Genomic DNA, 20273 nt, shown 5'->3' with positions numbered 1-20273 from the left:
GGCTTTAGCGACTTGGGGTTTGCAGTGCTGATTGCGAACCTGATATTCCTGACCATCATTCGCCCAAGAGGATAGCAAATGCCCCTCTACGCACGCAAATGCACATCCTGCATGCACACGCAGGAGACGCTCATCGATCTTGAAGACCCGATCGATCAGAAGCTCGCTGTCTTTGACATTGTCTGTGAGCTATGTGGCTGTGTCACCAGCGCACACGTTCCAAATGAAAATGGCGGTGTGCCATCTGTCGATCGCAAGTTCGCGGGTCGCAAGTCCGAGCTTGTCATGGACGGGTGCCATCCGTCAGAGGTCAGCGAGGCCCGGCAACTCTTTGCCGGGACAGGGCTCAAGATCGAGGACGACGGGACGTACAAGGTCAGATCGAGATCAGACTATCGAAACTACCAGCGGCGTGACCTTCAGATGCGAAAAGATGCAGCCGAAAAGCAAGCCGCACATGACGCGAGTGTTGCTGCGCGTGGCGATGAAAACTGAGAAATATCAAAATCTGTGCCCGCACAGTAGAAAACACGAATACGCGCAATCGAGAATACCGCGAGGACATCCATGAACGACGAAAACACACCAATCTCAGCCGGGGAACTGTCGGACGCGGCAGGCACGACCGATGCGGTCACTGACAAGGAGTCACTGCGCGAGCTTCTCATCAACGGGCCGTCGGGCGGCGGAGATCAGCATCACCAGATGACACCCGATGATGACGAAGCCGAACCCGATGACGCAGACATCGAGGATACGGACGACACCGATGATGCCGAGCCAGCCAGTGAGAGCGAGCCAGACGAGGACGAGTCTGATCGCACCGACAAGCCAGATCCGAAGCCGGTATCGAAGGTGGCTCCGCCAAAGCAGGCAGTCGCCCCTCAGGCAGCACAGTTGCCACAGATCGAGGAGCCCGAGCCTGCGCCGCGGATGAGTGAAGAGGATCGAAACAAGCTCATCGACGAACTCGGAGAGGGACCGGCCAAGATCATCATCGGGCAGTCTGACGCACTTGCGGAGCAGACAGACCGGGCGAACAAGCTGGAACACTCGATGAAGGTCCAGCAGCAGCAGGCGCAGATGGCGCAGGTTGATCAGATTGGCAAGACGATCGACTCGATGTTCGACAGCACCGGGCTGGTTGATTTCGGATCAACCGCGTCGCTGACTGCGACACAGCATCAGGAACGAAACAGGATCGTGCAGGCGATGACGCGCCTCTCTGTTGCGTATCCGGATGCAACGCTCGAACAGGTGTTTGAGTGGTCGGTCGAGCCTGTCAGGGCCGCGATGCTCGCATCAAACGCCAAGTCAGAGGCCGAGCAGGCCCAGAAGACAGAGAAGATCGCCGGACATCTGATAAAGCGCAGACGGCAGATCACCGCAACGCCAGGACGAGCGAAGAACACATCGTCAAGCGGCAAACCCAAGAACAAGGAGGAGCTCAGACAAGAGCTGCTCAAGACACTCAGATAACACGTTCAACCACCTGAAGCGTTACCGGGCAACGCGACAGAGAGATACACGGAGCAATTACAATGCCAAGCCCGACAATGGATCTGATCACCGATCTGAACGAATCCACCCTGCCGTCGTTGCGCAAGAACGTGATGATGATCACGCAGGAGTACGACGACTATCCACTGACAAAGTACTTCCTCGAGCGCGGACAGAAGGCATTCACCGGCACGCGCGAGCAGGTGCAGTGCCGCCTCTCAAACAGCGGAACTGCAAAGTTCGTTGGTCCATACGAGGTCCGCTCGGTCAGCCACAAGAACCTGATCCAGCACTACGAGCAGGACGCGTGCCCATTCGATGATCAGATCATCATCAGCAAGCTTGTCAACGAGCGCAACGCGGGCAAAGAGAAGATCGTCGACATGCTCATGACGCAGATGGACGACAAGTTCGAGAACCTGTACAACCTCTGCGAGGAAGGCATGGCGAGCGCGCCGTACACGCACAACGACACCCAGTCGCTGTGGGGTCTACCGGCCATGCTGCCGTATCTCGACGACGATGTCGTCGACCCGATCGGCGGCTACAACGCGATGACAACGCGGTATGGCGATGGCAGCACGTCAACACTGCTCCCGTACTCAACGATCGACAGGTCGCTGACGAAGAATCGCCGTGCCCGCACGATGGCGGCGACACACGGCGGTGTCTTCGATCCGGTGCTCAACGACACACTGCGTCGTCTGCTCACACGCAGCAACTTCAAGACGCTGACCAAGTACAAGGTCAAGATGGATCAGGCGAGCGGTGGGGACAGGATCTACACGTCCCACGAACTGGTCGATGGTCTTGAGAGCTACACCGAGAGCGCGCCGGACGACTGGAAGGGCGACTCGCAGCCGAGCAAGGGCATGGTCGCTATCCGAGGCATCGATATCCAGCGTGTTGCTGCGTTCGGCGATCTGACCGAGATGCCGATCTTCGGTGTCCGACATCGCTTCTTCCAAGCCATTGTCCCGAAGATGGAGAACGGCAAGAAGCGCTGGATGCACATCAACGATGCGATGCAGGAGCCTCGCAATCCCAACATCTCGTACATCAACATCGATAACTCGATCAACACCGTGTGCCTGAACTTCCAGCGCGCTGGGTTCAACTGCCACAAGCCGATCCTGTCGTCGTAACGAGCACGACTTCTGTAGCGTCAAACACACATACCGCAAGGATTCGAACGAACACACCGACGGAGACACACCATGGCACACCAGCAGCATGGACCGACGATTGAAGAACAACTCCCATTCGCGACCGAGTGGGGCTTTTACAGCGGAACGGACACGATCCTTGTTGGCTATGCGATGTGTTTTGCGGCATCGCCGGCTGATCAGTATGAACGCGCCCGAAAGCTCGATAAGCCCGCCTCGGGCAACATCACAAAGCCAGCGGGTGTCGTGACCAAGGTCGAGAACATGCCCGATGGCACAAAGCGGATCTACTACATCCCGCTCAGCGGCGGGGCGGTCAACGACATCCCGCTCTGGTGCGATGAGTCGATCACCGCGGGCAATGTCCTCGGCATGAAGGCAGCAACGTACGCATTCAAGAAGACCACCACAGGCACCGCAGACTGCGCCGTTGCGCACGAGACCGTGGACCGCTCAAGTACCGCGGGCGTGGTGAACTGTCATTACGGACGGACGTGCGGACTCGCACTGTCCTGATGGATCGTTGTATTGGTCAGCCCGGAAACTGGCCAGTTCCTCCAGCCCGCCACCCAATCACCCGGTTGAGGGCGGGCATTCTTTAAGCCAGCGATGGCACAAGTGCGCTCGGCATGTGCGGAACACGCCCGTGCCGGGTTTCCCCGATGAACACCTATCTCGACACAACCATCACACTCGACGAGCTTCGCATCCGCGTGGCTGAGGCTGCTGGTCTGTCCTACTACGGCGCAAACGCTGACAGCGCTGCGCAGGTCAACGTCGACGAGCAACAGATCGACTCGATCGACCGTGCGATCGACGACGGCTTGCACATGTTCTACTCGTACACGAACCCAGCAGCTCGGTTCATGTTGTGGTCGTTCCTGAGACCAACGGTGTCGATCAACATATCGAGCGATGCAACCGCGCCGAACTGCATCGACGCGGACGCGAGCAAGTACCGTCTCCCGCCGATCATCCAGTCGTGGCCGGTTGGCAACTGGGGATGGGCCGGGGAGAACAACCTCGGCGGAGAGCTGACAACAACGAGCCTGCAGAGCGTTGCCCGCATGCACGCGAACAACCCGTCATTGACCGGGTACCCGCAGATGATCGCGATGGGTCCAGATGTTGCCGGAGTCAACGTCGGCGACAATGTTCGTTCGTTCCAGCTCAGGGTGTTCCCAAAGCCAGACGTGACATACACGCTCAGTGCGGAGTTCAGGGTCCAGCCGTCACGGCTTCGCAATCCAGACGAGAAGCACATCGCGGGCGCGATGAACGACGCGGCTGTGATTGCTGCCTGTGTGTACTGCGGCGTGAAGGAGCACGGACCATCCGAGGACATCGACCGACGCAAGGCCGAGTATGACGAGTTGGTAGTGCTCGCGGCAATCAACGACGTGCGAAATGGTCCAAAGACACTCGGTGTCATGGGCGACGCGGACATGCCTCGAATCCAGACCGTGACGCGCTCAAGCACGTATCCAACAAACACACCGCTGGCGGACATCGACGGTGTCCCGGTCAGCTACGTATAAGGAGGCCAGGAATGGCTGGTAGCAACGAGATCGAACGCGCAGCATCACAGATCGCAAGCCGACGCGGTGGCATGACGAGGGTCTACAACGTCCCGCTCAGTTCTCTGCTCATCTCGACACGCGCGCTGATTGGAACAGGTACCGCGCCCAAGGTTGCGGCGCTTGCAACATCGCTCGACATGATCGAGTGGGTCACGGCCAACGGTGCTGCGAACTTCGTGACAGCAGAGTTTGTGGTACCAGACACTTACGCGTCTGAGAAGACCGGACTTGTCGTGAGGATGCTCGCACGAAAGGCGGTGGGTTCAGGCGATGAGAACACGGATCTGAAACTCTCTGCCACACCGTATTGGTTCACGCCCGGATCGGACACTGCTGTGCAGACGCTCAGCGCTGCCGTGACACAGACACTTTCGGCTGCTGTGACAGAGGCTGATCTCTCTGGATTTGCCTGGTACGAGTTCGATCTCGGCGCGGCCATGCGTGACGAGAGCAAGACCATCGAGGGCGGCGATATCTGCAAGCTGCTGATCGGTCCGAACGAGACGGTCGGATCTGACAGCATGACCCTGCAGGTCGCTGGCATCGAGGTGTGGTCTCGCGAGCATCTCGCCATGAGCACACCCGCTCGAAACAACATCTGATGGAGTGATCAGTGCCATCACGGACACGTGTACAACCACCAATCCGTGGCGTGTCCGAGGCAACAACATTCACCGACACGCCGCCAGAAACATGCCCGCCGGGCGCGATGGACAACATGCGCCCGTATGGCGATGACTCCAAGCACATCCAGATGGGCACGAGGCCCGGCCTTGCGCCGTTGTTCCTTCGCGGCATCGGTGGGGGCGCACCGGTGCAGGCGATCGGGAGTGTCACGCGCTCGTCGGGCGTGAGCGGATACGAGGTCGGCTCGTGCGAGCCGATCGAGGGTGAGTCGATCGATGCTGTCGGGCTTGAGGGGCACGCGTGGCTGTTCAACGGCGGCAACGCGATGGTGCGTGAGTTCTTCTGCGATGCCACTGCCCTTTTCAACCCCGCATCGGGTCAGGACTCGGCGATTGATTGTGCGATTCATGAAACGCTCGAGCGCATCGCGGTAGTTGTGAACATCAGCGACTCGAACTCTGCCTCGGGAAACATCGAGACGTGTCTCTGGGTGTTCGACTTCGAAGGGAACGTGCTGGCGACATGGCCCATCTACGACTCGACCGAAGACAGGTTCAGCAACTCGGTCGAGTTCAGCGACAAATACTTGTTCCTCACAAGCAACGAGGCGGTGCATGTCTACGACGCGGAAACACCGACGACCAAGCGCGGTGCCTACGACTGTCAGGGCTGGTCGCAAGAAGCCACATCGATGGCCGTCCACAAAGATTCAACAGGTCAGGAATACCTGTTCGTTGCGTTCCTCGGGTCGAGCGTTGGAACGACACTCCCGAGCGCTGTTGTTGTCGACAGCGGGATCTACGCATCGCACTGGCGCTCTGGCGTGATGAAGTTCAAGATCCGCAACGACACACCGGCAACGCCCCTGCTGATGGAGATCTTCGGTGTGCAGCTTCCTGCGAGCGCAGCGTACTACGAGGACAACGGTCTTGGCGCAACACACGGGTACTTCCGCATCAGCGAGCAGTCGTTCGTCAAGCCCTTCGGATGCTATATCACAGGTATCGATGTTGATCCTGCCGGCAATCTGTACATATCGAGAACGAATCAGGGGTACGGACCGAACTCGACATTCGATCCCGCATCGCTGGTCCTGCCATATGTGACCGTGATGAAGGTCGCTCCGACCGGCGCGGTGGTGTGGGAGGCGGACACCAACTCGATCAGGACTGGGTCACTCGGCAACAACGACATCGACAATCCGAGCATCAAGTCGATCGCTGTTGACAGCGACGGGGATGTGTATGTTGGCGGGCGCGTCACAGCAGGCGGGCAGTGCGCGTTCAAGCTCGATGGCGGTGCTGGCGGGATCCTCTGGGGCGCAGCGCTCGAGTCTGGCAGCAAGGCCATCCGCGACAACGGGATTGCGGTCGACCCGAAGGACAAGTTCCCCGTGTTCTTTGGTGATCGTGACAACGCGTGGAGCGGCGGAGCAAACGCGCACGGATGGAAATGCAACAAGCAGTCGGGCGCGATCGTGACCACGTGGGATCTCGGTGCGTCCGTGAGCGGGCTTGGTGTTGATTTCGGTGGCGGGTTCATGGTGTACTCGACTGATTACGTGAGCTGAGATGGGCTGGACACAGGATGCAAACACAGGCGTGTGGACACAGACGGGCTCGACCCGTGCTGTTGTCATTGCCGAGGGCACGCTGGCTGCGACCGCTCGTGTGCGTCTGCAGTGCTCATCCAAGGCGCACAATGTCAAGGTGCTGCTGCTCAACTCGCCCAACGCAAAGTATGGGTTCGAGGTCGGTATCGAGGGGACCAACACGACAATCAGGTCCGTGCGCCATGGCGTGCCATTCACGGGAACGCACAATCCAGCAGCCGGTGATGTGAAAGTACTTGACGCGCACTCGCTCGGCTCTGGCCCATTCATCATGGAGGTCGAGTACAAGGACGGGGTGATCAATCTCTATCTCAATGGAGCGTCCTCGCCCAACAGCACATTCAACAACAGCACGTACAAGCTCTTTTCCGGACATTCGTCTTTCGGGTTTGTGTCCGTCGTCGATGGCGCGAAGGTGCTCGTCGCCGAGGTTTGTGAGCTCGTCCCCATCCTCGTGCAGCACGCCGAGATCGGCTACGCGATCGCGGGCGGGAACCTGTACGCGTGGGAGGACGAGAGCAATATCTCGCAGGTCGCGACACTGGTCGCACGGTCTGCTGGCCCGATCATCACTGCAGTGTTCGATCAGAAGGTGTACATCGCCGGACAGCCGAACATGACCATCTTCGACCCGGTCACCATGTCCGTGACCTCTTGGGTGCCCGACACCGGGACGCTGCCGGGTCAGGGGTCAACGCCCGGGACATCGACTGCGACATTCGTCGGTGTGTTCGGTGGAAGAGTCGGGCTCAATGACATCGACGACCCGCAGAACATCTACTTCTGCGCCGTAGGGAACCCGCTGAACTGGGAGCTCGGAACAGAGGATGAGGGCGGCGCACAGGCGCTCAATCTCGGGATCGCTGGCAAGCTCGGCGAGCCCGTTGTCGGGTTCTCGCAGGCGAACAACACGACGCTGCTCGTGGGCTGTACCCGCTCATTCTGGAGGATACAGAGCGATTGGGCGCTCGGCCCTCCGTCTGTCGACCCGGTGAAACTCGGTGTTGGTCTGACAAGCGCGAGATCGATGGCAATGATCGACGCTGGCGTGTTCCTCGCGCACACGACCGCCGGTGTTGCGGTGATCGGCATCGATGGGTCATTCACGCCACTGAGCCAGGGCACGCTGACAACAAACATTCAGGAGCCCGCAGAGCCCGCGCTCGTGCAGGTTGTTCGAGACGCGGAGCGCCATGGGTACCTCGTGCTGCTGCCCTCGTATGCAGGCGGTGATCGGCATTACTTCTACAGCGAGACCATCGGCGGCTTTGCGCGAGGGCAGGGCGGGTTCTATCCCGAGGGATACGCGTCGTGGCTCGGTCCTTCGTGTGCTGGTATCTGGCGCGGTCGTGTGATCTTCGGTGGGCTCAATGGCTTCATGTTCAAGTTCGAGGATGGTCTGACCACCGATGGTGGACAGAACATCTGGTCGCACTGCCCGGTGAGCATTGTCGTCCACGGGAGCCTCGATCGAGACACGATCCTGCGGAGGCCGCGACTCATCACCACGCTCGATTCGTCACCGATCGATGTGTACCTGATGGGCGGGCGCACGGCGCAGGAGGTGTACTCGCCTCTGGCGCAACATGTGCTCTGGCACCGCGAGGGCGTGACATCGAACACCGTGCTGTCAAACGTCGGTCGAGCGCCGGCGCTTGTTGCCGAGCTCTGGTGCCGTGACGGTCGCTTCGAGGTCGAGGCGATGACTGCCGAACTCTCAGAAGCGCCGCGACGGATGGTCACGTACAAGGCAACGAGCGTCGACCCATCCTGCCCATTTGTTGATCCGAACCCCGAGCCTCCTGTCACGACTGTCCCGCCATCAACTGGTCCGGGTCCGGGTGGCAGCGGCGTGTCGTCGACAATCGACGAGTTCGTGCCGCTTCATGTGTATTCGTTTGGATCGTTTGCAACATCAACATCGTCAGACCCCGGCTCATATGTCACATCGATCACGCCAGATCCGGGCGGGAGTGGGAGCGGTATTGAGTCGTCAGAATTTTTCGGTTCCGGAGTAGAAGATTAGGAGATTGAGTCATGGCTGGTAACCTCGGTTGGGCGGTCAGCCCAGAGATCGCACTTGTATCAGGGAACAAGGCATACGCAGTAGTAACATCGCCCTCGAACTATGTCACCGAAGTGAACACCGTTTTACTCTCGTTCGACGGTACAGTCGCCAGCGATGCACCACTGTTCTGCAGGGTTGCGCGTGTGTCTTCGGCTGGAAGCGGAAGCAGCGTCTCGAACGTGACAGTCGGAAAGCGAATTAACGGTTTTCCCACTATCAACACCACGGTCGCATGTGGCGCACACGACACGTCAGATCCGACGCTTGTGTCGAATGTTGCTGGTGTAAACATCCATCCGCGCGGTGGTGGATACACGCACTCAATCCAGTTCGCGCCCGTGCTGCTCGCAGATGGCGAACGACTCGCAGTGTTCATCAATAACGACGCGGGGCTGACATGGAGTGTCGTTATCACAGTTGGTATGAACGAGTAATCCATGGCACCACAGAAGGTCATATCGCCGGTCGATAACACCAGCCCAGACGGGATCAGGCAGTTCATGCGCTCAGTCGCGCAGGTGATCGATGTGCAGATCCGGTCTGTGTCACAGACCGCAAGCGCGGAAGATACCGATGTCGTGACATTCACGATGCAGGTCGTCGACAGGCGTGGCAACGCGATGAAGCGACAGTGTCTGTTCAGGTGCTTCGTGCGCGACGAGAGCAACGCCGCGGCCTCTGCGACCATCACGGCCAACACGGGCGAGCTTGTCACCACTGTGACAGCAGGACGCGTCTTTGATGTGCTCAGCGACTCAGATGGTGTAATCGAGGTGGATCTTGAGGTTGCCGGGACAGCCCAGCGACAGATCGCGACGGTGTATCTGGGCGATTACACACTTGGTGTCATCGGAACATTCGCATAGTGTCATAGTGCCGGGTGTAGAGGCTTTGTCATGACAGCATTTCCCCTTCTAGCTGCTGGTTCGCTCGCATCATCGGTCGGTGGTGCGCTCGGAGCACAATCAGCAAATCGGAACGCGCGCAAGGCCCGTGACTGGTACGACCTGCACACGCAGATCGGCTCTGGCATGCTGGGCAATGCCTTCCTTGGGCCATCGTACAACAACAACCTGCTCTACTCGGGAGATCCAAACGAGCGCACGCAGGGCATGGATCAGATCACGGGCGCGCTCGGCGGACCGCTCTGGCAGCAGCTTCAGGCGCTGAGCCAGCGGGGCACGCAGGGGCGGTCGAACATCCTGCGGGACTTTGACAACAACTCAAGTTCGATACTGAAGTTCGGAGGCGACTCGACCGGCAGGGTGCAGGACTACTACGGCGGGGCTCGAACCGGCGCGATGGGTCGATTCGATCAGGGCACGAGCCAGGCACGCGGGATCGCGCTGGGCTCTGAGGACATCGCACGCGGGTATGGCGCGGGTGCCGAGGCACTGATCGACGAGGACGCGCAGCGCGCGACAACACGGGCAAACCGTGCGAGCGATGCGCGATTGATCTCGATGGGGCTCGGGAGTTCATCGACACGCGCAAGTACGGCAGCAAACAACGAGGCGAACATCTCACGCGAGGCAACACGACAGAAACTCGACGCACGACGCGAGACGACTGATCGAGTGCTTGCGGCTCGTGGGCAGCGGACCGCGCTTGAGCAGGGCGCAGCGGGCACGGGCCTGAACGGGGATCTTGCGTTTACGGGCATGCAGGGCGGTGCGCTCGAGAACAGTCTCGCAAGCCAGCTTGCCCAGCTCTCACAGCGAAGCGCGATGCGGACGGGCGTGCAGCAGGACAATCTCGCGGGGAATCAGTCGCAGCAGCAGGGCAACATCCTGCAGGCGCTGAACCTGCTGTCGTCGAGCAACATGAACCCGTGGCTCGGCCAGCCCACGACCCAGTTCTATCCCGGTGTGAGCCCCGCTGGTAGCGCGCTCACCAGCGCTGGCAATGCGGCTGCGATGCTCGGCGCGTACGGGCTTTTCAATACCGATCCAAAGAAGGTGGCGTAACCATGGCAGCAGAGATGCGCACGACATTCTCACAGGCAGTCCGCAAGGACGGTGCCAGCAGCGTATTTCCCGAGGGGCGCGCGATGGTCAACACGATCTCGCTCACCGATGGCCGGATGGACAAGCGAGAGTTTGTGCTCGGCCAGGACGAGATGGTGAAGGTCTGGGAGTTTACCACCGGACAGCAGACGTTCGAGACCATCACGATCGAGCCTGTTGGCACGGGAACAGTCGATGTGTCTGTGCTGATTGACACCCCGACGTCCACGACTGATCTGACCCCAACTGGATCGAACGAGGCGTGGATGCCGTGGCCCGGCAAGTGCAACCTTCCGTGCATCATCAACGACGACGAGGTGCTGGCGCTCTCCGGCGCGGGCGAGGGCGATCGGTTCGGGGAGACGGGCGGTTTTCCAAGCGCGTGGCAGGGCTCGGGCGTGACACATCGTGTGTACGCGGTTGCCGTGCTGAACAGGAACACGAGCGATGTGCGTGTGCAGGCGTGCATCGTGAACTGAGGTGATGATGAACACTCTGTCTTACAACGACTTTGATTCAGATACTGAGAACACAACGCCGATCTGCGATGCGAGCGCGACAGACCTCGCTGAAGAACTGATGCGTCGTTTCACTCACTGCGTCATTATTCACGAGAACCTCAAAGATGAAGACGTGCTAGATGTGCATGTCAATGGCGAGACCGACGACAAGAAACTGAACGAACTGTTTGTTGAAGGATACAGATCGATCCGTGAGGTTCGACGCAGAGACGATTATCAAGGATCCCTATGAGCGTCGGATCAACAAGAGAACTCATGCGTGTAATGCGATACAGGGGCGTGATGTACTTCCTCAATGAGTGCCGAGGCATCAGAGGGCCAAGGGAGTTTCACGACGCGTTCAATCGTGCGCATCTGCATCCTGAGTACTACAGACACAGCAGTAATCATCGCCTTGGAACCAAAGAGGAACTGCTCCGGATTCTGGAGAACGAAACATGAGCGTCTTTGATACAGGTCTTGCAAACTCGATTCAGGGCGGGCTTGCGCTTGCGCTGCAACAACTCCAGCTCAAGCAGCAGGCGGAGCGCGATGCCGAGCGGACACGCCAGTACGAGGCGGAAGTCGCGTACCGCACGCTTGCGGACCAGCAGGCGCAGCGTCGACAGGCGATGCTCGATCGTGAGCGGAGGCAGAACACTGCTTTCAATCAGCGCAACGCGATGGCAGACAACGCGCTGAGCCGTGAGCGGTTCGAGTATGGTCGCGAGCAGGACGCTCTGAGAAGCGCCGAGCGTGCGAACGCGGCTGCGATGGAACGAGAGAGGCTGCTTGCGGAAGAGCAGCGTCTTGTCCAGGCGAACCGAAGCCTCATCGAGCAAGATTACATGGCGACGGCGAACCCCGTCGGGCCAAATGGTCCAGTGGATGTTGTTGGGGACCTCGATCGGTATGCACACGCCATGAGTTACGCGAGCCCTGATGTGCGCAACGGATGGATGAAGCAGCTCAGGACGGATTCAGAACGCGCGAGGCTCCACGAGAAATACAAGCAGTTCCTTCAGAACATTGAAGAGTTCACTGGCTATGAAGAGCTGACGAGTGAAGAGGTTGACGAGGCCCATCGGATGTTTGCAGAAGCGACCAACGATGTGGAGCGCGAGCGGATCTTAAACAAGAGCAATATCAGAGCCTCATTGAACGATCGCATCAGCCGCGGCGAGATGCCGATGACTCCGGAGATGACCCGAAGAGCGTACGACAATCATCTCGCGAACGCTTCTGCCATACCCAACATTCGACCAGAACAAGCAGCAATGACAGCAACCTACTTGACTGGCGGCGATATTGGGATGGATATGACAACGTCAAGGGCTGCGCTTGGGCCGAGCCAGTACCAGAATCAAGCAGAAAAGGGCATGCTCGATGTGGTCGAGTACGATATTAGAAAAGCGAATGATCTTGTTGAAGCTATCGAACGAGAGATACGAGAAGTAAAAAACAACAAGGCGATGTATGAAGACGACAAGCGTGTCGCTCTCGAAGACCTCAACACAAAGAAAGAACAGGCTATTAAAGAGCGCGACCAGATAGAGACTCAGTGGAAGCAGATGAAGACCGGGAACAGCGAACCTGTCCCGCATAACGGTTCTGTGAAGGGCGAGGGCCAATCTACCGAGGTTCGAGTCGATCAAGTAACTGCTGGCCTTGTATTGCAAGCACAAGAACAGTTGCGTAAAGAACTCGCGCCACTCGGTCTTGAGCCATCCAGACAACAGGTCAGGCAGCGTGTGGAGCAGTTGCGGTCGTCCGTCGAGATGCGATGACATAGCCGCACAGCCCCGCGCCTATTGCTATCGGTGCTATTGATCTAGGTATGCAATATCCAACATATGGGCTCAATGCCTGTGAATAAAATGAACGCTCTGGCTGGTACTCTGCTGGAGGTGAGGGCTCAAGCACGGTGAATCTTCCGATCGTCCAGCCCATAGCGATGCCATATGCAATGAGAGCGCAGCCGATCGCGAAGATGATGGGTTTGATTTGGTTCATTGATTATCACTCCTCTGTGCTACAACGGAGAACACAGGCCACGCAACAAGCATTGACCCGATCTTGATCGGAAGGATGTGGCGTGGAAGCATGTACTTGTAGTACGGGTCGATGGTTGCCTTGCGCATGCTGTTGTTATCTGTGTCAAAGCCGAACACAAAGTCAGACTTACCAACGAGCACCACATCCATCGCGTACCCGTTCGCGAGACCGAACGCCAACAAGCCCACTCCGATGACGAATGAGGCCGCACGAACGGCGGACTTGTTACGAACGAGCGATGGCACAGCCGGCCTCCAGTTGAACAGTTCTTTGACCTCGATCTTGCCGCCGAGCTGTAGAGCGACACTCAGCAATGGGACAATTAGTAATAACGTGAGCCCTACCGCGATCAGTGACTTGGTAGTTTCATTGCCATCTCGCTGCTCTTGGAAGTACATCACCACTGCCACGCACGCGTAAGAAATCGCGATGATGAGTATTGACAAAATCAGTAGCTTGTATCTGCGCATAGGTCTCTATTCAAATCTGTTGAGGATTGTGCATTCGGGGGCTTCGAGATGCGGCTCTATCAGTTCGCCATGTTTGTTCTCATCAACGCGCACGAACCACTCGCCCTCGATATCGCCGTGCATGGCGATGCGGTGTATGCCAGGGCCCGCAAAACCGACAAGGAAGTTAACGAAACGGTCGCGTATTACGTGTGGCGAGATTGGCGTGCCGCGATTGGTCTGGTTCACCAGGTTCCAGTTCGCCCCCTTGCCAGTGAACAAGCCCGGATCGTTCCTGTTGTCCAAGCAGAGCCCATGAAATTGGCTGACATAACCAGCCCACTGAAAGTCAGGTTTGATTGCGGTCTCGATCGTCATGGATGGACCTCCGTCGATCATGGTACACGATTCAGATAGATGACGATGTTCTGTGGGTCATACTCCATGTTTTACGGCGAAATACCTACAGTTCTCGGTCGCCCACCCCAGCGCATTGCGTTTGGGGTATCACATGACACGACTCGCCACAACCCAGTTCGGGCCACCCGCTCCAGTACAGCCAGTTCAGCCAGCACGGCCTGAGACCGATGGCCTGGATGAGCTTGATCTCTACATCGAGCAGCAACTCGCAGCAACGAGGCAAGCACCGACATCGCAGCCGATGGATGCACTCGATATATACATCGAGCAGCAGCTTGCGGCAACGGCGGCTCCGGCTGCTCAGCCTCCCATGACAGACGCTCGCTGGGTTGATCAGCAACGTGCACAGATGCCCGGCGCACTGCCTGTCCCAGCATTCAACCCCGACGCTCGTGACCCTACCCGCCAGTTCCGCGAGATGGAGACTGCACCACAGCCACTCACAGAGTACCGGACTTGGCTCGCAACACAGGGGGACGAGGGAGCGCAGCTCGCGCAGCACGCTCCACCAGAAGTCATCCACTCACTGATGCAGATGCAACCACAGCAGGTGCAGCAGTATCTCGCAGCGAGGCAGGCACAGACCGATCCAAGCTACGCGGGCATGGTGTACAGCACACCCGGTATCAAGCAGGCGATCGACCTTGGCGCGGGCATTGCGCAGGGCGGCCTTGGTGACCTTGTCTCGCATGCGCTGACAACCGCCGGGGGCACGCTTGAGGGCGGCTACGACAGGTTGACAGAGATGGCGATCGACGCATCGGGGAACAGGGCGCTGATTGATGCCAACCTCAAGGATGAACATGGGCGCATGCTGCCCGAGGTGCGCGACGATGCGAACGATCCGATGCGCCAGATGGCAAACGCCTACTACGACGCGGGGCGAGCAACATCGACCATGTTCAGGCCGGATGGCGCAGGTGCTGCGTTCACAGCGGGTCGCATTACTGGCAATGTCGCTGGCACAGCAGGGCCGTACTTGTTGGGTGCAAAGGCGCTCGCGCTCGCCAACATGGGCACACAAGCATTCGGCGGGAGTGTGCAGGACTATATTGCGCACGCTGAAGCCAACGGGATCGACCGCAACACCGCTGATATGTTCAAGGTCGGCATCGGCAACGCTGCTGTTGAGATCATCTCAGAGCGCCTCGGGCTCGGTGTGATCGGCAACATCGGTGGCAAAGCGATAAATCGGGTCGGGGATCTGCTACTGAGGGGGCAGAGGGGCAAGGCTGCGTCGGCGATCGCTGGCGCACTGGGCGCATCGTCTGCAACGAACGCGATCGAGGAAGCGCTTGCGCAGGTCGGGCAGAACATCGTTGACAAGGCGGTGTACGACATGGACCGTCACATCGGCGAGGGTGTTGGTGATGCGGCTGCGATCGGTGCCGCGGCTGGCCCGCTCATCGGTGGTGCCGGTATGACGATCAACGCGCTGCGAAATCGTGCGGGTTCAGATCAGGGTGTGCGCGGGACAGAGCCGTTCGATCAGGCGCAGGATCGCCAACAGATCGACCCGCGTGCTATCGAGTCTGGTCTTGTGACTGATCCTGCGCGTACACCATTCTCCCAAGGTCAGGAAGAAGGTGTGCCGGTTCGTTCTGATCTGAGCCGTCGCCTTGTCCCGCCGTCGAAAATGAAGAACACGCCACCGCCCACCGAGATGGAGAATGTTCGATACATCGACGACAGCGGATCAACAACCCAGCTCGGGCATCGTCCGGGTGTCTCGCCAATGCAGGAGCCAACGAATGTCAGCCAAGAGCAGTCGCAACAAACGCCGGTTCAAGTCGCGCAGCAACCCCAACCCGAGAGCGAAGTGGGAAGTCCAGCGAGAACAGCCGGGCAGCCCGTGGACCAGCGGCAAGCGCAAGCCGGGATCGGTGCAGAGGTCGATACTGTTCGAGCAGATCAGGCGGGAACTGGGGCTGTAGAGCAACGCGAATACTCGATGTCCGACTCGCGTGATGACCTGCTCGAAGCCGCTGAATCGCTCGGTGTGCTCGATGGCCCAAAGACAAAGACCAAACTGCTGGAACGTGTGCAAGGCGCGATGAAATGGTCCCACATGCGTGGTCTCGAACATGTGGAATACAAGGACGCGATTAACAACATGAGCAAGGATGAGCGATCTGCTTACCTTGCATGGGACAGATCGGTTCGGTCTGGCAAAGCCAGATCACGCGCAGGTTCCAAGGGTGTTGCAACAAAGCAGCGAAAAGCAGAAGCACTCTCGAAACGAGAATCGACACCGCAAGGGCAACGGGTTATTGCTGCTGAGAAGAAGATCAATCTGCTTGGAACACTGGCCCAAGAAGGGAAGGAGATTCCAGAGGGGGAATGGACAACGGCACAGATCGAACTTGAAGAAGCATCGCTCGCCGAAAGACTCCTGAACTCTGCGAATGAGCCCACGGTTGAAGAGTCAAGGCGAGATGCAGAACTGCCTGACTACACAATTGAAAGCGGACCATCACCAGCGAAAGCAATGCGATCGACTGGTATCCCATGGCGCGTGTCTCTCTTTGACGGTGATTCTCCCGCAATAATCAGTGGCGCGCGGGTTGAAGATGCAGGGAACGGAAAACGACGGATTGTTCTGTATGGTATCGACAAAGGCACCATGGACGGGACACATGGTGCACTCATGGTCCACTTTGATAGTGGTGACCCAAGTGTATCGCGCAGGGCACGTCGTCTTGTTTGGCAGATCGCTAATGGTAAAAGCAGAGAAACAGATACACAGACACTTCGGAGCGAGATTGAGGGCAATCCCAAGCAGACCGCTGCGCCCACGGGACAACCTGATATCACCATACCGAACCTTGGCGCTGGAGCGAACGCAGGACAGTCAAAGGTCACTGGTTTTCCGCAGAACACGCGCACCACACCAACCACACAGGTCACTGATCGCACCATCGCCCAGGCAGCAAAGGACCGGCCCGAGAAGCTGCCCGGACAGATCAAGCGCATCAGGGCGGGCAAGGAGCAGCCACGCACGTACCGGCAGATCATGGAGGACCTGTCGTCGGCATTAAACCTCAGTGCGCCCGCGACGGGCGGTGCTCGTTCGTTGGGTCGCATGGGCGGGTCACTCGGGTTCTACCGCCCGCTTCGACGCGAGATACGCAACAAGTCTGCCACCGATGTCGATACACACATCCACGAGGTCGGGCACGCGCTCCATGAGATGCTGTTCTCGGGATACCGAGAGTCGATGATCGCAAAGCCCGGCGAGCGGCGACGACCGATCAATCTGACGTTCCCGAAGGAGTGGCGTGGTGATCTGACAAAGCTCGGCAAGCAACTGTACGGAAACACACAGCCCGCGATCGGCTACGCGGGCGAAGGCTGGGCAGAGGTCGTTCGGTATCTCGTTGTTGACCCATCGCACCTGAAGACACAGACACCGACGCTCTACAAGGCCGTCGTCGGAAAGATGATGGCAGAGCACCCAGAGGCGTACAACGCGCTGATGCGCGCTCGTGCCCAGTTCAAGCAGACCGAGGCACAGGACAACCCGGTCGCAAAGTACCGCAGATCATCACTAGGTCGCATCCCGTGGCGGCACGCGCGTGACTTCTACGACAGCCTCCGCACGCACCTCTTTGATCGGATGCAGCGGGCCGACACGATGCGCAAGGACCTGAAGCTCGACCTTCCAGCGGACAAGGACCCGTACATCAGGGCGCTGCGCACCAACGGGCTCATCGGCGGGCACGTCGAGCACGTGCTCCACTGGGGCACGTGGGACACAAACAAGCCCGGCGAGGGTGTGACGGGCAAGAGCATCGAGCAGACACTCGCGCCCGTGATGAACGACATCCGCGGCTGGGAAGACTACATGATCGCCAAGCGTGCGCTCGAGAAGCGCAGCCAGGGCTTCAGGGTCATGCCAGAAGAAAGCACTGCATCGCTGCGCTCGTTCGTCGATCGGTCCGAGCGTGACAACCCGCACTACAAGGACGTAGCCGACGACTTCCAGAAGCTCAACGAGTGGCTGATCGGGCACTACGCGGTCAACCATGGCTTGATCAGCGAAGAGAGCGCGCAGCAGATCATCGCAAAGAACCTGCATTACATCACGTTCCGTTACGAGAACGGGGACACCTCGTCTGCGAGCATGGGCAGGTACCGCCAGTCGATGACGAACCAGACGAGCGGGATCAAGCGGTTCAGCGGTGAGGGTGCGGACCTGATCGATCCCATTGCAGCGTTTCTCTCGAACGTCCAGACAATCGTCGCGCGCGCGCAGCTCAACGCGACGGCACGCACCTTCACCGATCTCTATGACAAGGCGATACCAGAGATCGGGAGATGGATCGGCAAGATCGACACGCCGATGAAGCCGCAGCGCGTGCATGACGATCAATACAAGCAGTCGGTGCTGAGCCAGCTCGGGCCAGTCGTCTCACGATTGCCAGAGGCAGAGCGCGACGCGGTTTTCGACGCGATCGAGAACATGGACACGCCGACGTTCTTTGAGAACTCCGTGCAGGCGAACAAGGAGAAGCGCCAGTTCAGCGTGCTTGTCGATGGCAAGCGTGTGTGGTACGAGGCGAAGGACGATCGCCTGTTCAAGCTCATCGAGGGTATGGTCAACCCACAGCAGGTCGAGGGACTGCTCCGGTTCCTGACGATCCCCGCAAAGACACTCCGCGCGGGTGCGACGGCGAATAACCCGTCGTTCTTCCTGCCCAACCTGATCCGCGACATGATCCAGTCGGTCGTCATGACCAAGAAACGGTGGCGGGATCTGCCCAAGGATGCGAAGCAGCGCGTGCGTGGGATGAATGAAGCATTCACCGGTGGCGAGATCGAGCGCCTGTTCCTGCTCTCGGGCGCTGACATGAGCGGGATCCTCTCTGATGCGATCGATCCGAAAACAAACGTGATCAAGCCATCGATGATCTTCGGTACAAAGCTCAGGTACAGACAGGACGCGAGGAAGGTCGCAGCAGAAGCAGCGAAGGACATTGCCACGCTCGCGCCGATTCGTGCTGGCAACAGAGGAATCGAACGCCTGTCGCGGTTCAGCGAGTTCGAGGCTGTCCGTGATGGTGAGACCGGCATCAGCGCCCTGATGGAAGCGGGGCAGGCCGCTGCCGATATCACGCTCGACTTCCAGCGTGGTGGCACGTTCTCAAAGGCAGTGAACCAGTACGTTCCGTTCTTCAATGCCACCATGCTCGGCACAGACAAGCTGGGCCGGTTCTTCAAGGAAGATCCGATCACGGCAGTCACGCGCACGATCGCCCTGACCATGATGCCATCGATCGTGACCATGCTGCTCAACTACGACGACGAGGACTACTGGGCCATCCCCAAGGATCAGCGTGATCGCTACTGGTTCATTCCGCGAGGTCGCAACGCGCAGGGCAAGATGCAGTACACGCGCATCCCCAAGCCATACGGGCTCGGCATCGCCTCGATCGTGACAGAACGATTGTTTGCAACACATCTTGGCATCAATCCAGAGACCGGCGAGCGGAAGGACCCAAGGGCGACCGATGGCATGGTGACCGCGGTTGTAAACCAGCTGCGCCCCGACTTCATGGTCGCATTCATGCAGCCGCTCATCGAGGTTACAGCCAACTACGACTTCTTCCGCCAGCGCCCGATTGTCAGCCGCGGCGATGAGACATTGCCCGAAGCGGACCAGGGCGCTGCGTTCGCGTCGGCGACGGCCAGACAGATCGGCAAGATGCTCGATGTGTCACCCGCGAAAGTCGATCACCTGATCAGCGGGTATTTCGGCGGGCTCGGCGAGGACGTGGTGGGGCTCGGTCTCGATCCGATGGTGTCGATGGTCACGGGCGAGACCAAGGGTGAGCGCGTGCGCCAGCAGGACATCGAGGGATTGCCCGTGCTGCGTTCGTTCCTCGCGCGTGAGACCATGTTCCAGCATCAGGCGTTCGATCGGTTCTTCAATGACTTCGATGAGTACCAGAAGGTGCATCGGAAGATGAACAGCCTTGAGGGAGACGAGGCAGCAAAGTACACCGAGCGACATCAGTACGAGCTGCAGCGCTACTACGCATTCAACAGCGTGCGCACACAGCTTCTTCGACTGTTCAAGGAACGCCGGAATGTGATTGAGCAGGCAAAGGAGGATCCTGAGAAAGCGGAGCGTCGTCTGCTTGAGCTGCAGCGCGCTGGGCTCTCCATGATTCAGGGACTGTATCGGTCCACACGCCGGTCTCGTTGAAGTATTCGAGTTGCAGCAGTTCTTCCTCGGTGGGTGGATCGAGTTCTGCGATCATGTCAAGCCCATCGAGGCCACCGCCTCC

Annotated in this window: 18 protein-coding genes; 16 read left to right on the top strand and 2 right to left on the bottom strand. The window is 58.8% G+C overall.

The window, feature by feature from the left end:
- Positions 1-111 precede the first annotated feature (111 nt).
- The 15 genes from H6815_00465 to H6815_00395 all read left to right on the top strand — a co-directional run bounded on the left by H6815_00465 (position 112) and on the right by H6815_00395 (position 12846).
- Entirely contained in the window at positions 112-495 is a 384-nt protein-coding gene (locus H6815_00465; protein ID MCB9858897.1) for a hypothetical protein, read from the top strand.
- Between the two features lie 72 nt (positions 496-567).
- Positions 568-1479: a hypothetical protein gene (locus H6815_00460; GenBank protein MCB9858896.1), complete on the top strand. Its 912-nt coding sequence runs from the start codon at positions 568-570 to the stop codon at positions 1477-1479.
- Positions 1480-1541: 62 nt separating this feature from the next.
- Positions 1542-2645: a hypothetical protein gene (locus H6815_00455; GenBank protein MCB9858895.1), complete on the top strand. Its 1104-nt coding sequence runs from the start codon at positions 1542-1544 to the stop codon at positions 2643-2645.
- A 72-nt stretch (positions 2646-2717) separates the two neighbouring features.
- Positions 2718-3182 carry a hypothetical protein gene (locus H6815_00450; GenBank protein ID MCB9858894.1) on the top strand — a complete coding sequence of 155 codons (465 nt, stop codon included), beginning with the start codon at positions 2718-2720 and terminating at the stop codon, positions 3180-3182.
- 146 nt (positions 3183-3328) lie between these two features.
- Positions 3329-4204, top strand: coding sequence for a hypothetical protein (locus H6815_00445; GenBank protein ID MCB9858893.1), 876 nt, complete (start codon positions 3329-3331; stop codon positions 4202-4204).
- Positions 4205-4215: 11 nt separating this feature from the next.
- Entirely contained in the window at positions 4216-4848 is a 633-nt protein-coding gene (locus H6815_00440; protein MCB9858892.1) for a hypothetical protein, read from the top strand.
- Positions 4849-4859: 11 nt separating this feature from the next.
- The gene (locus H6815_00435; protein ID MCB9858891.1) at positions 4860-6443 is read left to right on the top strand and encodes a hypothetical protein; all 1584 of its coding nucleotides are present in this window, start codon (positions 4860-4862) and stop codon (positions 6441-6443) included.
- Between the two features lies 1 nt (position 6444).
- Entirely contained in the window at positions 6445-8511 is a 2067-nt protein-coding gene (locus tag H6815_00430; protein MCB9858890.1) for a hypothetical protein, read from the top strand.
- Positions 8512-8522: 11 nt separating this feature from the next.
- On the top strand, positions 8523-8987 hold the full coding sequence (locus tag H6815_00425) for a hypothetical protein (GenBank protein ID MCB9858889.1): 465 nt from the start codon (positions 8523-8525) through the stop codon (positions 8985-8987).
- Positions 8988-8990: 3 nt separating this feature from the next.
- Positions 8991-9419 carry a hypothetical protein gene (locus H6815_00420; protein ID MCB9858888.1) on the top strand — a complete coding sequence of 143 codons (429 nt, stop codon included), beginning with the start codon at positions 8991-8993 and terminating at the stop codon, positions 9417-9419.
- Between the two features lie 30 nt (positions 9420-9449).
- Positions 9450-10520, top strand: a complete 1071-nt coding sequence (locus H6815_00415; protein MCB9858887.1) for a hypothetical protein — start codon at positions 9450-9452, stop codon at positions 10518-10520.
- Positions 10521-10522: 2 nt separating this feature from the next.
- On the top strand, positions 10523-11038 hold the full coding sequence (locus H6815_00410) for a hypothetical protein (GenBank protein MCB9858886.1): 516 nt from the start codon (positions 10523-10525) through the stop codon (positions 11036-11038).
- A gap of 7 nt (positions 11039-11045) precedes the next feature.
- Positions 11046-11312 (top strand): hypothetical protein, encoded by a 267-nt coding sequence (locus tag H6815_00405; GenBank protein MCB9858885.1) that lies wholly within the window; start codon positions 11046-11048, stop codon positions 11310-11312.
- Positions 11309-11521, top strand: a complete 213-nt coding sequence (locus H6815_00400; GenBank protein ID MCB9858884.1) for a hypothetical protein — start codon at positions 11309-11311, stop codon at positions 11519-11521. The genes H6815_00405 and H6815_00400 overlap by 4 nt, the downstream gene beginning before the upstream one ends.
- The gene (locus H6815_00395) at positions 11518-12846 is read left to right on the top strand and encodes a hypothetical protein (protein ID MCB9858883.1); all 1329 of its coding nucleotides are present in this window, start codon (positions 11518-11520) and stop codon (positions 12844-12846) included. The genes H6815_00400 and H6815_00395 overlap by 4 nt, the downstream gene beginning before the upstream one ends.
- 222 nt (positions 12847-13068) lie before the next feature.
- On the opposite strand, the gene H6815_00390 is transcribed toward H6815_00395, so the two are convergent.
- Entirely contained in the window at positions 13069-13584 is a 516-nt protein-coding gene (locus tag H6815_00390) for a hypothetical protein (GenBank protein MCB9858882.1), read from the bottom strand.
- A gap of 6 nt (positions 13585-13590) precedes the next feature.
- Complete coding sequence (locus tag H6815_00385) at positions 13591-13941, bottom strand: hypothetical protein (GenBank protein MCB9858881.1); 351 nt, start codon at positions 13939-13941, stop codon at positions 13591-13593.
- Positions 13942-14074: 133 nt separating this feature from the next.
- Between H6815_00385 and H6815_00380 the strand changes: the two genes are divergently transcribed.
- Positions 14075-20191 (top strand): hypothetical protein, encoded by a 6117-nt coding sequence (locus tag H6815_00380; protein ID MCB9858880.1) that lies wholly within the window; start codon positions 14075-14077, stop codon positions 20189-20191.
- The last annotated feature ends 82 nt before the right edge of the window (positions 20192-20273 follow it).

The sequence above is a fragment of the Phycisphaeraceae bacterium genome (assembly GCA_020639155.1).
Taxonomy (GTDB): Bacteria; Planctomycetota; Phycisphaerae; order Phycisphaerales; family UBA1924; genus JACKHF01.
This window is presented reverse-complemented; position numbering and strand designations above follow the sequence as displayed.